Annotated in this window: 15 protein-coding genes; 6 read left to right on the forward strand and 9 right to left on the reverse strand. The window is 74.2% G+C overall.

Features of this window, described 5'->3' with window-relative positions:
- Positions 1–18: 18 nt before the first annotated feature.
- A complete protein-coding gene (locus tag J1792_RS09865) occupies positions 19–999 on the reverse strand; it encodes a hypothetical protein (protein WP_207247027.1) in 981 nt (326 codons plus the stop codon).
- A gap of 100 nt (positions 1,000–1,099) precedes the next feature.
- On the opposite strand from J1792_RS09865, the gene J1792_RS09870 reads away from it, so the two are divergent.
- Positions 1,100–3,550 (forward strand): helicase-associated domain-containing protein, encoded by a 2,451-nt coding sequence (locus J1792_RS09870; protein ID WP_207247028.1) that lies wholly within the window; start codon positions 1,100–1,102, stop codon positions 3,548–3,550.
- Between the two features lie 43 nt (positions 3,551–3,593).
- Here J1792_RS09870 and J1792_RS09875 read toward each other — a convergent pair whose 3' ends face one another.
- The 3 genes from J1792_RS09875 to J1792_RS09885 all read right to left on the reverse strand — a co-directional run bounded on the left by J1792_RS09875 (position 3,594) and on the right by J1792_RS09885 (position 6,960).
- Complete coding sequence (locus J1792_RS09875; protein ID WP_207247029.1) at positions 3,594–5,009, reverse strand: PTS transporter subunit EIIC; 1,416 nt, start codon at positions 5,007–5,009, stop codon at positions 3,594–3,596.
- Positions 5,010–5,041: 32 nt separating this feature from the next.
- A complete protein-coding gene (murQ, locus tag J1792_RS09880) occupies positions 5,042–5,977 on the reverse strand; it encodes an N-acetylmuramic acid 6-phosphate etherase (RefSeq protein ID WP_207247030.1) in 936 nt (311 codons plus the stop codon).
- 77 nt (positions 5,978–6,054) lie between these two features.
- Positions 6,055–6,960, reverse strand: a complete 906-nt coding sequence (locus J1792_RS09885; protein ID WP_086572460.1) for a MurR/RpiR family transcriptional regulator — start codon at positions 6,958–6,960, stop codon at positions 6,055–6,057.
- Positions 6,961–7,023: 63 nt separating this feature from the next.
- Here J1792_RS09885 and J1792_RS09890 point away from each other — a divergent pair, with 63 nt between their 5' ends.
- Entirely contained in the window at positions 7,024–7,386 is a 363-nt protein-coding gene (locus J1792_RS09890; protein ID WP_372446085.1) for a DUF8819 family protein, read from the forward strand.
- A complete protein-coding gene (locus J1792_RS09895; protein WP_086572464.1) occupies positions 7,383–7,658 on the forward strand; it encodes a DUF4031 domain-containing protein in 276 nt (91 codons plus the stop codon). The genes J1792_RS09890 and J1792_RS09895 overlap by 4 nt, the downstream gene beginning before the upstream one ends.
- A 46-nt stretch (positions 7,659–7,704) precedes the next feature.
- Here J1792_RS09895 and J1792_RS09900 read toward each other — a convergent pair whose 3' ends face one another.
- Positions 7,705–8,349, reverse strand: coding sequence for an HD domain-containing protein (locus J1792_RS09900; protein ID WP_107431163.1), 645 nt, complete (start codon positions 8,347–8,349; stop codon positions 7,705–7,707).
- Between the two features lie 58 nt (positions 8,350–8,407).
- Here J1792_RS09900 and J1792_RS09905 point away from each other — a divergent pair, with 58 nt between their 5' ends.
- Complete coding sequence (locus tag J1792_RS09905) at positions 8,408–9,106, forward strand: copper homeostasis protein CutC (RefSeq protein ID WP_086572466.1); 699 nt, start codon at positions 8,408–8,410, stop codon at positions 9,104–9,106.
- 192 nt (positions 9,107–9,298) lie between these two features.
- Here the strand turns inward: J1792_RS09905 and J1792_RS09910 are convergent, their stop codons facing one another.
- Entirely contained in the window at positions 9,299–11,365 is a 2,067-nt protein-coding gene (locus J1792_RS09910) for a HelD family protein (protein WP_307842933.1), read from the reverse strand.
- A gap of 280 nt (positions 11,366–11,645) precedes the next feature.
- On the opposite strand from J1792_RS09910, the gene J1792_RS09915 reads away from it, so the two are divergent.
- Together J1792_RS09915 and J1792_RS09920 are read left to right on the forward strand one after the other, a co-directional pair.
- Positions 11,646–11,786: a hypothetical protein gene (locus J1792_RS09915; RefSeq protein ID WP_179199155.1), complete on the forward strand. Its 141-nt coding sequence runs from the start codon at positions 11,646–11,648 to the stop codon at positions 11,784–11,786.
- 122 nt (positions 11,787–11,908) lie between these two features.
- Positions 11,909–12,289, forward strand: coding sequence for a hypothetical protein (locus tag J1792_RS09920; RefSeq protein ID WP_086568502.1), 381 nt, complete (start codon positions 11,909–11,911; stop codon positions 12,287–12,289).
- A gap of 30 nt (positions 12,290–12,319) precedes the next feature.
- On the opposite strand, the gene J1792_RS09925 is transcribed toward J1792_RS09920, so the two are convergent.
- The 3 genes from J1792_RS09925 to J1792_RS09935 form a co-directional block, all read right to left on the reverse strand.
- Positions 12,320–13,969, reverse strand: coding sequence for a DNA repair helicase XPB (locus tag J1792_RS09925; RefSeq protein ID WP_086568504.1), 1,650 nt, complete (start codon positions 13,967–13,969; stop codon positions 12,320–12,322).
- A gap of 174 nt (positions 13,970–14,143) precedes the next feature.
- On the reverse strand, positions 14,144–15,766 hold the full coding sequence (gene groL, locus J1792_RS09930) for a chaperonin GroEL (RefSeq protein WP_086568505.1): 1,623 nt from the start codon (positions 15,764–15,766) through the stop codon (positions 14,144–14,146).
- A 430-nt stretch (positions 15,767–16,196) separates the two neighbouring features.
- Positions 16,197–16,400 (reverse strand): cold-shock protein, encoded by a 204-nt coding sequence (locus tag J1792_RS09935; RefSeq protein WP_004929928.1) that lies wholly within the window; start codon positions 16,398–16,400, stop codon positions 16,197–16,199.
- Positions 16,401–16,675 lie beyond the last annotated feature (275 nt).

Here is a 16,675-nt window from a genome sequence, read left to right on the forward strand (position 1 = left end):
ACGGGCGTACCGGGGCGCTCAGCCCGGGCGGCGGGCCCGCCACAGGACGAACGCCGCCGACGCGACGGCCGCGGCCTTGACCACCACCGGCCAGGTGTCGGCCAGCGCCCCGGCCATCTCCCCCGGCGGTATCGGGTCGCCCCAGCGCCCGTTGAACCGGCCCCACAGCCACACCACTCCCCCGGCCGCCGCGAGGCCCGGGACGCCCATGACCGCCCACTTCGACTCCGCCTGGGTGAGCCGGCGGGTGACGTAGGCCAGGGCCCAGCCCACCGCGAGGACGATCCAGTTGCCGAGCACGGCTCCGGCGACGAGGAGGACGGCCACGATCAGCAGCAGCGGGCTCATGGGGACGCCGGCGCGGGAGCGCCAGAAGCTGAAGCGGGGCTCGGCGGAGCCGTTCTCCGCGCCCGCGTCCTTGTCCGCTCCCTTGGCCGGGTCCTTGCCCGCCTCCTTGGAAGGCTCCCTGGAAGGCTTGTCCCCCCGCGTCCGGCCGTCGTCCGTCCGCGGGACCTCCGGGGCGGGGGGTGGCGGCGGCTTGAGCATGTCGGGGATCTCGATGCCGCCCGTGAACCCGTGCACGGCGTCGCCTGCCGTGGCCGGCGCCGGCCCCACGCTCCACCAGCCGGGCTCGCCGCCGCCGCGCGGCCGCAGCTCCTCCTCGGTCGCCAGGTGCGGCGGCGCCGCGGCCCAGGGGGCGCGGGCGGCGGCCGCCGGGAGGTCGTCGCGGCGCTGGACGGGCACCCGCCCGGCGGCCTCGGCGGCCCCCAGGACGCCGTCCGCGTCGGCGACGGCCTCCGCCGGGGTGCCCAGGCCGTCCAGGATGCGCTGGACGGCGGCCGGGGTGTCGGCCGCCTCGGCCGCCCGGCGCCGCTCGATCTCCGCCCGCAGCCGGGAGACCAGCCGCATCCGGTCCCCTGAGGTGAGCGACTGTCTCTGGGCGAGGTCGCCGACCCTGCTCAAATAGTCGTAAACAAGCTGATCGCTCTCGATCCCCACCAGAACCCCCAAGGCCACACGAGCCGCCGAACCCCACCGAAGGTACCGAACCCGGGCCGAAGCCGGGGCCCATCCGCACCGACCCGGTACCGTAAGCAGAATGACCACTTCGCGGGAGACCGGCAGTACGGGCGGCGGCACCGCCGCGGGGCCGCGCACGCTCGCCGAAGAGCTGCGCGCCAGCCCCGACGACGCCCTCGCCGGACTGCTGCGCGCACGCCCGGACCTGCTCAATCCCGTGCCGGGCGACCTCACCCAGCTGGCCACCCGGGCCGCCACCCGGGCCTCGGTGGTGCGGGCGCTGGACCACCTCGACCGGTTCGCCCTGCAGGTCGCCGAGGCGCTCGCGGTCGCGCCGGACCCCTGCCCGTACGCCACCCTGGCCGCGCTGATGACGGGCGACGAGCCCGCCGGCGCCGAGGGCGCCGCCATCGCCGCCGAGCTGCCGCGCGCCGTGGCCGCCCTGCGCGACCAGGCCCTGGTCTGGGGCGGGGAGGACCGGCTGCGCCTGGTGCGCACCGTCCGCGAGCTGCTCGCCCCCACCACGACCCGCCCCTCGCCCACCGGCCTGGGGCCCGGCGTCGCCGAGATCACGGCGGGCATGTCGCCGGGCCGACTGCAGGGGATCATCGCCACGGCGGGGCTGCCCGCCACCCACGACCCGGTGACGGCCGTCACCGCCCTGACCGAACTGTTCGAGGACCGTCGGCGCATGGCGGCGCTGCTGGCCGACGCGCCCGAGGAGGCCACGACCGTCCTCGGCAGGCTGCTGTGGGGCCCGCCGCACGGCACGGTCACCGCCGAACCCGCGTCCCACCTGCGCTGGCTGCTCGACCGGGGCCTGCTGCTGCCCACCGGCCCGGGCAGCGTGGTGCTGCCCCGCGAGGTGGCCCTGCACCTGCGCGCCGGCCGGGCGCACCGCGCGCCGGAGCCGCTGGCCCCCGAGCTCGCCCCGGTCACCGCGCACGAGCCCCGGACGGTCGACGCGACCGCCGCCGGGCAGGCCTTCATGGCGCTGGCGACGGTGGAGGACCTGCTGCGGGAGTGGGAGAGCGCGGGCCCGCTCGTCCTGCGGGCCGGCGGCCTGAGCGTGCGGGACCTCAAGCGCGCCGCGACCGTCCTCGAGACCACGGAGGCGGCCGCCGCCTTCTGGGTCGAGCTCGCCTACGCGGCCGGGCTGCTGGCCTCCGACGGCGACGTCGACGAGCGCTACGCCCCCACCCCCGCCTACGACGAATGGCTGCTGCTGCCCGCCGAGCGGCGCTGGACCGCCCTGGCCACGGCCTGGCTGACGGCCACCCGCACCCCGGGGCTGGCCGGCGGGAAGGACGCGAAGGGCCGCACGCTGGCGGTGCTGGGCCCGGACCTGGACCGCGGCCCCGCCCCCGAGGTGCGCCGCCGGGTGCTGGACCTGCTCGCCGAGCTGCCCGCGGGCTCCTCCGTGCCCGCCGACGCCCTGCTGGAGCGGCTGCGCTGGGAGCGCCCGCCGCGCTCGGCCGCCGACGACCTGCGCACGCGGCTGGCGACCTGGACCCTGGCGGAGGCCGAGCAGCTGGGCGTCACCAGCCAGGGCGCGCTCTCGGCGCACGGCCGCGCCCTGCCGGCGGACCCGGAGGCCGCCGCGGCGGCCCTGGCGCCCCTGCTGCCCGAGCCGCTGGACCACATCCTGCTGCAGGCCGACCTCACCGCCGTGGCGCCCGGCCCGCTGCGCCGCCCGCTCGCCCAGCTGCTCGGCGTGCTCGCGGACGTCGAGTCCAAGGGCGGCGCGACCGTCTACCGCTTCACGCCGGAGTCCGTACGCCGCGCCCTGGACGCCGGCCGCACCGCCGCCGACCTCCACGCCTTCCTCACCGAGCACTCCCGTACGCCCGTTCCGCAGCCGCTGGCCTACCTCGTCGACGACGTGGCCCGGCGGCACGGTCGGCTGCGGGTGGGCGCGGCGTCGTCGTACGTCCGCTGCGACGACGAGGCCCTGCTGGCCGAGATCCTCGCCGACCGCCGGTCGGCGCCGCTGCGGCTGCGCCGCCTGGCGTCGACGGTGCTGGCGGCGCAGGCGGCTCCGGACACGCTCCTGGAGGTGCTGCGCGCGATGGGCTACGCGCCCGCCGCCGAGTCGGCGGAGGGCGACGTGGTCGTCGCGCGCGCCGACGCCCACCGCACCCCGCCGCGCACCGCCCCGGCCCCCGTCCCCGAGGGCCCGCCGGTTCCGGACGCCACGCTGCTGGGCGCGGCCGTGCGCGCCATCCGGGCCGGTGACATGGCCTCCACGGCCCAGCGCAAGCCGGTCGCCGACCCCGCCCCCACCAGCGGCGGTCTGCCCCGCACCTCCTCGGCCGACACCCTGGCCACGATGCAGGCGGCGGTGATGACGGGGGCGGCCGTGTGGATCGGCTACGTCAACGCCGAGGGGGCCGCCAGTCAGCGCGTCATCGCCCCGATCCGCGTCGAGGGCGGCTTCGTGACGGCGTACGACCACACGGCCGACGAGGTCCGCACCTATCCGCTGCACAGGATCACGGGAGTGGCGGAGCTGGCGGACGACCTGGCGTGAGGCCTACGGACACGAGGCGCCCGGCCGTGAGGCGTACGGGTGTTCACCCCGCCCGGGCCGCCGTCTCCTCGTTCACTCCGAAGAGGTACGTCGCCACGAACCCGACCACGTACCCCACGAGCAGCCCCGCCCCGTAGACGGCCGCCGCCCGGAGGGGTCCGTGGCCGCCGTGCAGCAGGGGGAAGAGGGCCCAGCCGGAGGGGCCGATGGCCGTGGCGCCGACCGTGTCGCCGAGCTGGCCCATGAGGCCCACGAACGCGCCCCCGGCCGCGCCGCCCGCGCACGCGGTGACGAACGGGCGGCCCAGCGGCAGGGACACGCCGTAGATGAGCGGTTCGCCGATGCCCAGCACGCCGGCCGGCAGCGCGGACCGGATGGTCCGGCGGATCGAGGTGGCGCGGGCGAGCCGCAGGTAGACGGCGAGGGCGGCCCCGACCTGGCCGGCGCCCGCCATGGCGAGGAGGGGCAGCAGGACGGTGTGGCCCTGCTCGGCGATGAGGGTGGTGTGGATGGGGATCAGCGCCTGGTGCAGTCCCAGCATCACCAGCGGCAGGAACAGGCCGCCCAGCGCCAGGCCCGCCAGCGCGCCCCCGCCGTCCAGCAGCCCGTCGGCGAGGCGCCCGATGGCGGTGGAGACCGCGCCGGCCGCGTACATCAGCCCGTACAGCGTCACCAGGCCCGGCAGCAGCACCGTCAGGAACGGCGTGACCAGCGCGTCCAGCGCCTCCGGCACCACGCGCCGGCAGCCCTTCTCCACGGACACCGCGAGCAGCGCGGCGGCCAGCGCGCCCAGCACCCCGCCCTGGCCCGGGGAGAGTTCGAGGCCGAAGGCGTCCACCCGGGCGACGCCGGGGTGGACGACGACGGCCGCGACCGCGCCGCCCAGGACGGGCGTGCCGCCGAACTCCTTGGCCGTCGCGTAGCCGACGAACACGGCGATCAGCGACATGAAGCCGCCGGAGATCGCCCCGAGGGCCGTCACCAGCGAGGGCGCCCAGCGCAGGTTGGCGAGCAGGCCGGCGAGGCCGGCGACGATGCCGCAGCCGATCAGGGCGGGGATCAGCGGCACGAAGACCTGGGCGACGCGGCGCAGGAGGAGTTTGCCGGGGGTGGCGTTGCGGGCCCGTTGCCCGGCCCGTAGCGCGGCCCCGCGCTCGGCGAGGGTTCCGGCGGCGGGCGCCGCCTCCCGCATGCGCTCGAGCTCCGGCGCGACCCGGGCGACGACGCCCGGTCCCAGCACGATCTGGTACGCGGCCGGGGTGGACGCGGCGTCCTCCACCAGGCCCAGTACGCCGGGTACCGCCCGCAGCTCCGCGCCGCGCACGAGCGCGCTCTCGCGGACCTCCACGCGCAGGCGGGTCATGCAGTGGGCCACGGAGGCGAGGTTGGCCGCGCCGCCCAGCAGGGGCAGCAGAGCGGCGGCCGTCGCGGCGGGCTTGCTGTCGTCTGCCGGTGGCATGAGGCCGTGCTTCATCAGTGCATGACGGTATGTCAGCCGGCGGCCGCGCGCAGGGCGGCGCGCAGGTGGCCGTGGGACTCGGCGAGCAGCCGGGCGGCGGTCGGGCCGTCGACGTCGCCGAGGAGGACCAGGATGGCGTTCTTCACCTCGCCCCCGGTCTCGGCCAGCGCGGCCTCGATCTCGCCGTCCGCCGCGCCGGTGGCGTGGGCGACGATGCGCCGCGAGCGGGCCCGCAGTTTCTCGTTCGAGGCCCGGACGTCGACCATCAGGTTCCCGTACGTCTTGCCGAGGCGGATCATCGTGATGGTCGAGAGCATGTTGAGGACGAGCTTCTGCGCCGTGCCGGCCTTCAGCCGGGTGGAGCCGGTGAGCAGTTCGGGGCCCACGACGACCTCGATGGCGTGCTCGGCCGCCTCCCCGAGCGCCGAGCCGGCGTTGCAGGACAGCCCGATGGTCAGCGCCCCGGCGGCGCGGGCGTGCCGCACGGCGCCGACGGCGTAGGGGGTGCGGCCGGAGGCCGAGACGCCGACGACGGTGTCGTCGGGGCCGACGCCCAGCGCCGCCAGGTCGGCCGCCGCCAGCTCCTCGCTGTCCTCGGCCCCCTCCACGGCCCGCACCAGCGCCTCGGGGCCGCCCGCTATCAGCCCGACGACCCTCCCCGGGTCGGTGTTGAACGTCGGCGGGCACTCGCTGGCGTCCAGCACGCCGAGGCGGCCCGCGGTGCCGGCGCCCGCGTAGACCAGGCGGCCGCCGCGGGCCATGCGGTCGGCGGTCGCGTCGACGGCGGCGGCGATCTCGGGCAGCCGCTCGGCGACGGCTGCGGCCACCGTCGCGTCCTCGGCGTTCATGATCTTCGCGATGGTCCGGGTGGGCAGCCGGTCGATGTCCGCGAGGTCGGCGCGGAACGCCTCGGTGGTGAGCGTCGCCAGCTGGGCTCGCAGTGCGGCGAAGGCGGCGGTCGAGGTCATGGCGGGCGACTCTTTCCGTCGATTTCCGTCGATTTCCGTCGGCTGGGGCAGCGAGGCCGGGGTCTGCGAGGGCCGGGTCAGCGCCGGTCGCGCGGGGCGTGCCGGTGCGCCAGCGCCTCGTACGAGGCGGACAGGGCGGGTGCCGCGGTCGCGTACGTGCGCTGGGCGACGCCGATGAACAGGCAGTCCACCACGAGGAGCTGGCTGGTGCGGCTCGACATGGCCGCGGGCCGCAGCTCGCTCTCCCGTGCGGAGGACGTGGCGAGGATGTGGTCCGCGTACTGGACGATGTCCCCGTCCGGCCGCCCGGTGACCGCCACCGTCGTCGCGCCGTGCTCGAAGGCGACCCGCAGCGGTTCGATGACGTCGGCGGTGCGGCCCGAGTGGGTGATGGCGATGGCCACGTCCCCCGGGCGCAGCTGTACGGCGTTGGTGACGGCCAGGTGGGGGTCGGCGGGCGCGTGCGCGATCAGGCCGATGCGCAGCAGCTTCTGGGTGAGGTCCTGGGCGACGAGGTTGGAGGCGCCGATGCCGTAGACGTCGACGCGCCGGGCGGCGGCGAGCGCGCCGGCGGCCGCTTCCAGGGCGGCCGTGTCCAGCCCGGCGGCGGTGTCCGCCAGGCACTGCGCCTCCTCCTGGGCGAGCTTGGCGATGACGCCGTTCATGGGGTCGTCCACGGTGATGTCGGCGGTGACGGCGGGCGCCCGGCCGGCGGCCTGCTCGGCCGCGAGGGCGGCGAGCGCGAGGCGCAGGTCGCGGTAGCCGGGGTAGCCCAGGACGCGGGCGGTGCGCACGACGGTGGCCTCGCTGGTACCGGTGCGTTCCGCGAGTCCGGTGACCGTGAGCGCGGCCGAGCCCGCCGGGTCGTCGGCCACCGTCTCGGCCACGCGCTGCATGGATCGCGTCATGGAGGGGGCGAGCGTGCGGACCTTGGCGGCCAGTGCGGCCGGGGAGCCGAAAGTTTCCTTCGCGGTGCCGCTCACATGCTGAAAGGTATTTTCGGGCTGGTGTGCCGTCAACCCTCCACGCCCCCGACAATGGATGCCATGGAGCTCGAACAGGCACTGCACACGGCACGGGCGCTCGTCCTCGCCGACCTCGTCGCCGGCGACGTCGCGGAGGCCGACGTGGTCTCCCTGGTGGAGGACGCGGTCGCGCACCGGCGGTGGTGGGTCGAGCAGTGGCCGGAGGGTGCCGGGTTCCTCCCCGGGCTCGTCGCCCAGGACGTCCAGGACGCCCTGCTGGACCGGCACGGCCGCTGGCCGCTGTGCCCCGTCTGCACCGAGGGGGGCGACCCGCACGCCCTCGAGGTCGAACCGGAGCTGGGCCCAGACCCGCACTGGGCCTGCACCAAGCAGGCGGTGTTCGTGGCGCGGGTGGGATCCCTGGGAACGGCGCTCGGCCGATGACGCTGTACATCGACCCGCCCAACTGGCCGGGCCACGGCCGGATGTGGTCGCACCTGGTCAGCGACGTGTCGTTCGACGAGCTCCACGCCTTCGCGGCCCGCATGGACGCGCCGCCGAGGGCGTTCGACGGCGACCACTACGACATCCCCTCGACGTCGTACGAGGCCGCCGTGGGGCTCGGGGCGCGCGAGGTGAGCAGCCGCGAGGTGGTCCGTCTGCTGAAGGCGGCGGGGCTGCGCCGCCCCAAGCACCCCGCCCGCCGCGCGGGCTGAGGCCCTCCCCGGACCCTCGTCCCCGTCCTCGTCCTCGTCCTCGTCCTCAGGCGGTGAGCAGCTCCAGCTCCGTGGTCAGGTTCCGGCGCGCGAGCAGCTCCCAGCGGTCGTGCCCCTGCGGGGAGCGGAACAGCCGTGGCAGCTCCAGCAGCCGGCGCAGCACGTCGGCCCGCCCCTCGCGGAAGACGTCGTCGGGCACGAAACCGTACTCCTCGCGGACCGCCGCCGCGTAGCGTGCGTACTCCTCGGGCGTGCCTCCCAGCACGGCCAGGTCGGCGTCGCACAGCACCTCGCCGTCCCGGTCGCCGGGCCCGGGGTCGTGGCTGACGGTGAGCCGCACCAGCCGGGCGACCTCGGCCGTACGCTCCCGGTCGACGCCCAGCTCGGGCAGCGCCCGCTCGGCGAGGTGCGCGGAGCGCTCCTCGTTCTCCGAGCGGTCGGGGCGGTAGACGGCGTCGTGGAACCAGGCGGCGAGGCGGACGGTGTCGATGTCGTCGGCGTGGGCGGCCAGCGTGTCGAGGTGCCCGAGGACGGCGGCCAGGTGCGCGACGGTGTGATAGCGGCGCTGCGGCTCGGACCACCGGGCGAGCAGGTCGTCGGCGTAGGGGCCGGGATCCGGTACGGGGACGCCGCGGACCCGGTCCACGGTCTGCTGCCAGCGGGCGCGGAGGTGCTCGGGCGTGACGACCATGCGTCCAATTGTGGGGCACGGCTTCGTGCGGGGCGGCGGGTGTGGCAGGCTTGACTACATGTCTAGACCAATTCTTGAGGTGATCGCCCTCGACCCCGAGGACGCCGTGGCGGCGCAGGCCGGAGGTGCGGACCGGCTCGAACTGGTCAGCGACATGGCGGCCGACGGCCTCACCCCCTCCCTCGAGACCTTCGCGGCGGTACGGGCCGCCGTCGGCATCCCCCTGCGGGTGATGCTGCGCGCCGCGGACGGCTTCGCCGCCGGGGGCGCCGCCGCGCTCGAGGCGCTGTGCGAGCGGGCGCGGGCGCTGCGGGCGGAGGGCGCGGAGGAGTTCGTCCTCGGCTTCCTCACCGACGACGGGCGCGCCGACCTCGCGGCGGTGGCCGCCCTGACCGAGGCCGTCGGGCCCACCGCGCGCTGGACCTTCCACCGCGCCATCGACCGCGCCGCCGACCGCGACGCCCTGCGCAAGCAGCTCGCCGACCAGCCGGGGCTGGACACCTACCTCACCGCCGGCTCCGCCTCCGGCGTCGACGACGGCATCGCCACGCTCCTGGCCGAGGCGGCGCGCGCCGACGAACCCGGCTACGAGCCGCGGATCCTCGTCGGCGGCGGCCTCGGGCTCAAGCACGTCCCGGTGCTGCGCGCGGCCGGCATCTCCGGCTTCCACATCGGCGGCGCGGCGCGACCGGCGGGATGGGACGCGCCGGTGGACGCCGCAGCGGTACGGGCCTGGCGCGAGGCGCTGGACGGGTAGGGTCCGAGGCCGCTTCCGCGGCCCTCCCGGGCCCTGGGGGCCCGGGGCTCGCCCCCGGTTACGGGAAGGGGCGGGATTGGGGAAAGAAACCCCGCCGCGACGGCGCGCGACCCCACCGGCGGTCCCGGCGGTGCCGCACCACCCCGGCCGTGCCCGCCACCCCGGCAGCGCCGGCCACCCCGGCCGTGCCCGCTACCCCAGCAGCTGCGCGGGAAGCGGCTGCGCGTGGACGATCGTCAGCCCCGACACCGCCCGCGTCAGCGCGACGTACAGCCGCCGCAGGCCGGTCCGTTCGTCCGGTTCCCCGGCCACCACCGCGGCCGGCTCGTCCAGCACGACGTGGTCGTACTCCAGGCCCTTGGCCAGCGGCGCGGGGACCAGCGTCAGCCGCGCCTCGGCCGACGTCTCCTCGCCCGGACGGAGCCAGGGCAGACCGGCCGCCGTCAGCGCCGCGCCCAGCTCCCCGAACCGGTCGTCCGCCGCGATGAGACCGATCGAGCCCTCGTACGACAGCGCCCGCCGGCACGCCTCGACGACCGCGGCGTCCAGGGCGTCCGCCGCCACCTGCCGCACCGCGAAGTCGCCCGGCGACTCGCGGACCGACGTCGCCGCCGCCAGGCCGGGCGCGATGGCCGGCAGCAGCCGCGAGGCGTAGGCGATCACTTCGCGCGGCACCCGGAAGCCCTGCGTCAGCTCCTCCACGGCCGCCTCCGGCTTGCCCAGGTGGGCCAGCGCCTCCCGCCAGCTGCTCGTCGCCCACGGCGTGGTGCCCTGCGCGAGGTCGCCCAGGATCGTCGCCGACCCGGTCGTACAGCGGCGGCCCACCGCGCGGTACTGCATGGGCGACAGGTCCTGCGCCTCGTCCAGCACCACGTGCCCCAGCGAATGGGTGCGGGCGACGAGGTCGGACGCCTCGTCGATCAGCACCGCGTCGGCGGCGGACCACTTCGCCGTCCGCACCGACCGCGCGGGCTTCGCCCAGCGGATCTCCCGCTGCTCGGCCGGCGAGAGCACCCCCTCGGCGTGCTCGGCCAGGAACTCCTTCTCCGACAGCAGCCGCAGCACCAGCTTCGCCGGGTCGACCGCCGGCCAGATCGCCTTGACCGCCGCCTTGACGGCCGTGCTGCGCGCGACGGCGTCCTGCACCCGGTCGTCGGGCGCCTCGCCGGCCTCCTCCATGCGCACGAGCACGGCGTGCGCGATGCGCTGCGGCAGGGCCTCGCGCGCGGCCCCGTAGCGGATGTCGCGGGCGAGCAACTCCCGCACCATCTCCTCGATCTCGTACGCGGGAACCCGCCAGCGCCGCGAGCCGCGCACGACGACCACCGCCTCGTCCGGCATCGTCACCCCCGACCGCACCGCGCGTCGCAGCACCTCGGCCATACGGGCGTCGCCCTTGATCATGGCGGCGGCGGGCGAGTCGTTCCCCCACACGTCGACGTGCGCGACGAGGTCGTCCACGGTCGCCTGGGCGACGTTCAACTCGCCCAGGGCGGGCAGGACTTGCTCGATGTAGTGCAGGAAGGACCGGTTCGGGCCGATGACCAGCGTGCCGGTGCGGGCCAGCCGCTCCCGGTGGGCGTAGAGCAGATACGCGACGCGGTGCAGGCCGACGGCCGTCTTCCCGGTGCCGGGGGCGCCCTGGACGCAGACCGTGCCGCCGATCCCGGCGCGCACGATCTCGTCCTGCTCGGGCTGGATGGTGGCGACGATGTCCCGCATCGGGCCGACGCGCGGCCGTTCGATCTCGCTCTGCAGCAGCCGGCTCGCCTGGTCGCCGCCGGCGGCGTCGGTCAGGTCCTCGTCCTCGTAGGCGGTCAACTCCCCGCCCGTGTAGCCGAACCGGCGACGCAGACCCACGTCCTGCGGGTCCTTCTTCGACGCCCGGTAGAACGGCTGCGAGACCGGGGCGCGCCAGTCGATGACCATCGGATCGCCGTCGGCGTCGTGGACGTGCCGCCGCCCGATGTAGAACTGCTCGCCCTCGGCCCCTTCCGCCCCGTCCGCGCCCGGCGCGTGCAGGTAGTCGAGGCGGCCGAAGAAGAGCGGGGTGTGCGCGAGATCGGCGAGCGCGGCGATGCGGTCCTCGATCTGCGACTGGAGGACGACGGCGTTGACCCAGTTGGCGGTGACGTCCTTGATGTCGAGGGCCTCGACGTCGGCCCGCATCGCGCGCAGCGCGGAGCGGGAGGCGGCGAGGTGGGCGCGCTCCCGCTCGAGGGGGTCGTGGGGGTGCGGGGGCGGTACGGGCGCGGGCACGGCAAGTCCTCCTGGCGTACGGCGTACTGAGCGGTGAGCCGTCCGGTTACCGACCGGGCGGCGGCGCTCCCGTAGGCGAAGGCGGGAGGCGGCGGGAAGGGTGGATTGTAGTCAGCCGAAAAGGGGCGCGCGAACGGTTTTCCCGCGCACCCCGGGGTCCTCGGGGTCGCCGTCCACCTCCCGTAGGGGACGCCATGATCCTTGGGTCGTACGGCCGCACCCACCCGTTTACACCGGCAGACCGATGCCCGGGGCGCTCCCGGCGACCATCATGGAAGACATGACCTCAGCATCCATCTCCCCGGACGGCTCCCCGGCCGCCTCGCCCCTCGCCGCCGCCCTCCGGGCGATCAAGGCCTTCGCCGGTGCGGCCGTCAGCGTCGTCGTCCTCGGCGAGTACGCCGACAAGCGCACGGCCTGAGCCTTCACGCACCCACGCCCGATACCCGCATCCGAGTACCCCGCGTCTGAGTACCCGGACGGCCCCGAAATGAGTACGTACCCCGAGGCCCGCCCGCCCCGCCGGCTGGTTCACTGGCGACCATGAAGAACTCCGCACCCACCGCCTGGCAGCCGGGCGCCCTCCCGCCGCCGCGCGACCCGGCCACGTACGACCGCCGGGCCGGCCTCCTGCGCGGCGTGGCCACCGTCGTGATGGTGCCGCTGCTGATGATCGACCTGTTCTTCCTCGGCCTGTCCCCCATGGCGACCGACAGCTGCGGGCCCGACCACTGCTCGGCCGCGCTGAACCGGTCCCTGGCGATCGCGCCGGTCGTCTGGGTCGTCTCCGCCGTCCTGCTGATCGCGACCTGGGCCCTGCCCGCGCGCCCGCGCTTCCGCCAGGCGCGCGGCTGGACCTTCGCCGCCGCGCTGGCCTCGGGCCTGATGGTCATCGCCATCCTGGCCGACCTGCCGACGGGCTGACAGCGCGAAAAGCGGCGCCGGGGCGGACCGTCAGGCGTCCTCGCCCGCCAGCAGCGAGTCCGCGTCCACGATGCGGTACGCGTACCCCTGCTCGGCCAGGAAGCGCTGGCGGTGCGCCGCGAAGTCCTGGTCGACCGTGTCGCGGGCGACCACGGAGTAGAAGCGCGCCTCGTGGCCGTCGGCCTTCGGGCGCAGCACCCGGCCCAGCCGCTGTGCCTCCTCCTGGCGCGAGCCGAAGGTGCCCGACACCTGGATGGCGACCGTCGCCTCCGGCAGGTCGATGGAGAAGTTGGCGACCTTGGAGACGACCAGTACGGAGATCTCCCCCTGCCGGAAGGCGTCGAAGAGCTTCTCGCGCTGCGCGTTGGTCGTCTCGCCCTTGATGACGGGCGCGTCCAGGTGCTCGCCGAGCTCGTCGAGCTGGTCGATGTACTGGCCGATGACCAGCGTCTGCTCGCCCTGGTGCTTGCGCACCAGCGCCTCGGTGACCTTCCGCTTGGTGGCGGTCGTGGAGCAGTAGCGGTACTTGTCCTCCGTCTCGGCCGTCGCGTACGTCAGCCGCTCGGAGTCGGTGAGGTTCACGCGCACCTCGACGCAGTCGGCGGGGGCGATGTAGCCCTGGGCCTCGATCTCCTTCCAGGGCGCGTCGAAGCGCTTGGGGCCGATGAGGGAGAAGACGTCGGACTCCCGCCCGTCCTCGCGCACCAGCGTCGCGGTCAGCCCCAGCCGCCGCCTGGCCTGCAGGTCTGCGGTGAACTTGAAGACGGGCGCGGGCAGCAGGTGCACCTCGTCGTAGACGACCAGGCCCCAGTCGCGGGAGTCGAAGAGCTCCAGGTGCGGGTAGATGCCCTTCCGCTTGGTCGTCAGCACCTGGTAGGTGGCGATGGTGACCGGGCGGATCTCCTTGCGCGTACCGCTGTACTCGCCGATCTCGTCCTCGGTCAGCGAGGTCCGCTTGACCAGCTCGTGCTTCCACTGGCGCGCGGAGACGGTGTTGGTGACGAGGATCAGCGTGGTCGCCTTGGCCTGGGCCATGGCGCCCGCGCCGACGAGCGTCTTGCCGGCGCCGCACGGCAGCACGACCACGCCGGAGCCGCCGTGCCAGAACCCCTCCACGGCCTGCTTCTGGTACGGCCGCAGCGCCCAGCCGTCCTCGCGCAGGTCGATGGGGTGGGCCTCGCCGTCCACGTACCCGGCCAGGTCCTCGGCCGGCCAGCCCAGCTTCAGCAGCGTCTGCTTGATCTGGCCGCGCTCGGAGGGGTGCACGGCGACGGTGTCGGGGTCGATCCGGGCGCCCACCAGCGGCTGGATCTTCTTCGAGCGGAGGATCTCCTCCAGCACCGGCCGGTCGGTGCTCTCCAGCACCAGCCCGTGCGTGGGGTGCTTGACCAGCTTCAGCCGCCCGTAGCGGTCCATGGTCTCGGCGATGTCGACGAGCAGGGCGTGCGGCACGGGGTAGCGGGAGTACGACACCAGCGCGTCGACGACCTGCTCGGCGTCGTGCCCGGCGGCGCGGGCGTTCCACAGGCCCAGCGGGGTCACCCGGTAGGTGTGGATGTGCTCCGGCGCCCGTTCCAGCTCGGCGAACGGCGCGATCGCCCGGCGGCACGCGTCCGCCCGGTCGTGGTCCACCTCCAGCAGCAGGGTCTTGTCGCTCTGGACGATGAGGGGTCCGTTCACGCCTCGGCCTTCCGCTCGCATCGGTCCCGTCCGTGTGCGGGACAAGCTTCCAGTGTCCCTCATGCGCCGCCGTACGTGCCGTCCCGCCCGGAAAACGCCACCGGGGCGGCACCCCCCGTGAGGAAGGTGCCGCCCCGGTGTCCAAGAGGACGGTTGATCAACCCGAGGGGTCGATCAGAAGTCCATCTCACCGCCCGGCATGCCGCCCGGAGCGGCCGCGGCGGCCTTCTCCGGCTTGTCGGCGATGACGGCCTCGGTGGTCAGGAAGAGCGCGGCGATGGACGCGGCGTTCTGCAGGGCGGAGCGGGTGACCTTGGCGGGGTCGATGATGCCCTCGGCGATCATGTCGACGTACTCGCCGGTCGCGGCGTTCAGGCCGTGGCCGACGGGAAGGTTGCGCACCTTCTCGACGATGACGCCACCCTCGAGACCACCGTTGACGGCGATCTGCTTGAGCGGGGCCTCCAGGGCCAGCTTCACGGCCTTGGCACCGGTGGCCTCGTCGCCGTCCAGCTCGAGCTTCTCGAAGACCGCGGAGGCCTGCAGCAGGGCCACGCCACCACCGGCGACGATGCCCTCCTCGACGGCCGCCTTCGCGTTGCGAACGGCGTCCTCGATGCGGTGCTTGCGCTCCTTGAGCTCGACCTCGGTCGCGGCACCGGCCTTGATGACGGCCACGCCGCCGGCCAGCTTCGCGAGGCGCTCCTGGAGCTTCTCGCGGTCGTAGTCCGAGTCGCTGTTCTCGATCTCGGCGCGGATCTGGTTGACGCGGCCCTGGACCTGGTCGCTGTCACCGGCACCGTCGACGATGGTCGTCTCGTCCTTGGTGATGACGACCTTGCGGGCGCGGCCGAGCAGGTCGAGACCGGCGTTCTCGAGCTTGAGGCCGACCTCCTCGGAGATGACCGTGCCACCGGTGAGGATGGCGATGTCGCCCAGCATGGCCTTGCGGCGGTCGCCGAAGCCCGGGGCCTTGACGGCGACGGACTTGAAGGTGCCGCGGATCTTGTTGACGACCAGCGTGGACAGGGCCTCGCCCTCGACGTCCTCGGCGATGATCAGCAGCGGCTTGCCGGACTGCATGACCTTCTCGAGGAGCGGCAGCAGGTCCTTGACCGAGCTGATCTTCGAGTTGACGATCAGGATGTACGGGTCGTCGAGCGACGCCTCCATACGCTCCATGTCGGTGGCGAAGTACGCCGAGATGTAGCCCTTGTCGAAGCGCATACCCTCGGTGAGCTCCAGCTCCAGACCGAAGGTCTGGGACTCCTCGACGGTGATGACGCCTTCCTTGCCGACCTTGTCCATGGCCTCGGCGATGAGCTCGCCGATCTGGGTGTCGGCGGCGGAGATGGAGGCGGTGGAGGCGATCTGCTCCTTGGTCTCCACGTCCTTGGCCTGCTCGAGCAGGGCGGCGGAGACGGCCTCGACGGCCTTCTCGATGCCGCGCTTCAGCGCCATCGGGTTGGCGCCGGCGGCCACGTTGCGCAGACCCTCGCGGACCAGCGCCTGGGCGAGGACGGTCGCGGTCGTCGTGCCGTCACCGGCGACGTCGTCCGTCTTCTTCGCGACCTCCTTGACCAGCTCGGCGCCGATCTTCTCGTACGGGTCCTCGAGCTCGATCTCCTTGGCGATGGACACACCATCGTTGGTGATCGTGGGGGCGCCCCACTTCTTCTCGAGGACGACGTTGCGGCCCTTGGGGCCAAGGGTGACCTTGACGGCGTCGGCGAGCTGGTTCATCCCGCGCTCGAGACCGCGCCGTGCCTCCTCGTCGAACGCGATGATCTTGGCCATGTGAAGTGGTCCTCCCAGGACGGGGTGGAGACTGCTCCGGACCGCGCTGGCGCCCGCGACGGACGGCCCGTGCACCGCGCGGTTCCTTGCCCCGCTTGGCTCCCGGACCTCACCGACGGTCCAAATCTGTCACTCTCACCAGGAGAGTGCTAAGCCCAATGATTAGCACTCGACCACCTCGAGTGCAAGCGGTCCACGAGGTACGCACCTCGGGTGGCAGCGGGGGCACCTCCCGGCGGCAGCCGGGGGCGCAGGCCAACCCGAGGCATGCCCATGTTCGCGAGGGTGCATGCGCGGCCGCTCCCCCGAACCGCACATCCACCCTCTGACCCGCGCGTACGCACGCGCCCGCCCGGGCACGCGCGAGGGGCCCGCACCGGTGACGGTGCGGACCCCTCGGCGAGCCGATCGAGCCGGTCGATGCGTGCGATCAGGCGCTGAGCCTCACCATGTCCGCCTGCGGCCCCTTCTGGCCCTGCGAGATCTCGAACTCGACTCGCTGCCCCTCCTCGAGGGTGCGGTAGCCGTCCATCTGAATCGCGCTGTAGTGGACGAAAACATCCGCACCACCGTCGACCGCGATGAAGCCGTACCCCTTCTCCGCGTTGAACCACTTGACGGTGCCCTGAGCCATGCCTAACTCCCCTATTACTGGCCCTTGCACAGGACCGCACTTCGCGGACCCGGGTCAGACCTCACCCCCAGACAGGTTGAGGGTGTGCGCCGGAACGCGTCGACCGCGGCTGAATGTATCCGCACGGATGCCGTCTGCAACAGGTCAGTCGGACGAGAATTCCAGGTGCGGCCGATCGGTTATTCGTACCGATTTCCGCAGCTTCCCGGGCAAGTCGGACCGGGCATAACGCAACCAACCCGACAATTCGTGCACATGTTTCGCGCACAACTTGA

Source organism: Streptomyces triculaminicus, from assembly GCF_017349075.1.
In the GTDB taxonomy this organism is placed as follows: domain Bacteria; phylum Actinomycetota; class Actinomycetes; order Streptomycetales; family Streptomycetaceae; genus Streptomyces; species Streptomyces triculaminicus.

Bases quoted from the DNA above. Each gene is read 5' to 3' on its own strand.
- J1792_RS09870 (WP_207247028.1), top strand. From the start codon at position 1,100: ATGACCACTTCGCGGGAGACCGGCAGTACGGGCGGCGGCACCGCCGCG.
- J1792_RS09875 (WP_207247029.1), bottom strand. From the start codon at position 5,009: ATGCCACCGGCAGACGACAGCAAGCCCGCCGCGACGGCCGCCGCTCTG.
- murQ (WP_207247030.1), bottom strand. From the start codon at position 5,977: ATGACCTCGACCGCCGCCTTCGCCGCACTGCGAGCCCAGCTGGCGACG.
- J1792_RS09890 (WP_372446085.1), top strand. From the start codon at position 7,024: ATGGAGCTCGAACAGGCACTGCACACGGCACGGGCGCTCGTCCTCGCC.
- J1792_RS09895 (WP_086572464.1), top strand. From the start codon at position 7,383: ATGACGCTGTACATCGACCCGCCCAACTGGCCGGGCCACGGCCGGATG.
- J1792_RS09900 (WP_107431163.1), bottom strand. From the start codon at position 8,349: ATGGTCGTCACGCCCGAGCACCTCCGCGCCCGCTGGCAGCAGACCGTG.
- J1792_RS09905 (WP_086572466.1), top strand. From the start codon at position 8,408: ATGTCTAGACCAATTCTTGAGGTGATCGCCCTCGACCCCGAGGACGCC.
- J1792_RS09915 (WP_179199155.1), top strand. From the start codon at position 11,646: ATGACCTCAGCATCCATCTCCCCGGACGGCTCCCCGGCCGCCTCGCCC.
- J1792_RS09920 (WP_086568502.1), top strand. From the start codon at position 11,909: ATGAAGAACTCCGCACCCACCGCCTGGCAGCCGGGCGCCCTCCCGCCG.
- groL (WP_086568505.1), bottom strand. From the start codon at position 15,766: ATGGCCAAGATCATCGCGTTCGACGAGGAGGCACGGCGCGGTCTCGAG.
- J1792_RS09935 (WP_004929928.1), bottom strand. From the start codon at position 16,400: ATGGCTCAGGGCACCGTCAAGTGGTTCAACGCGGAGAAGGGGTACGGC.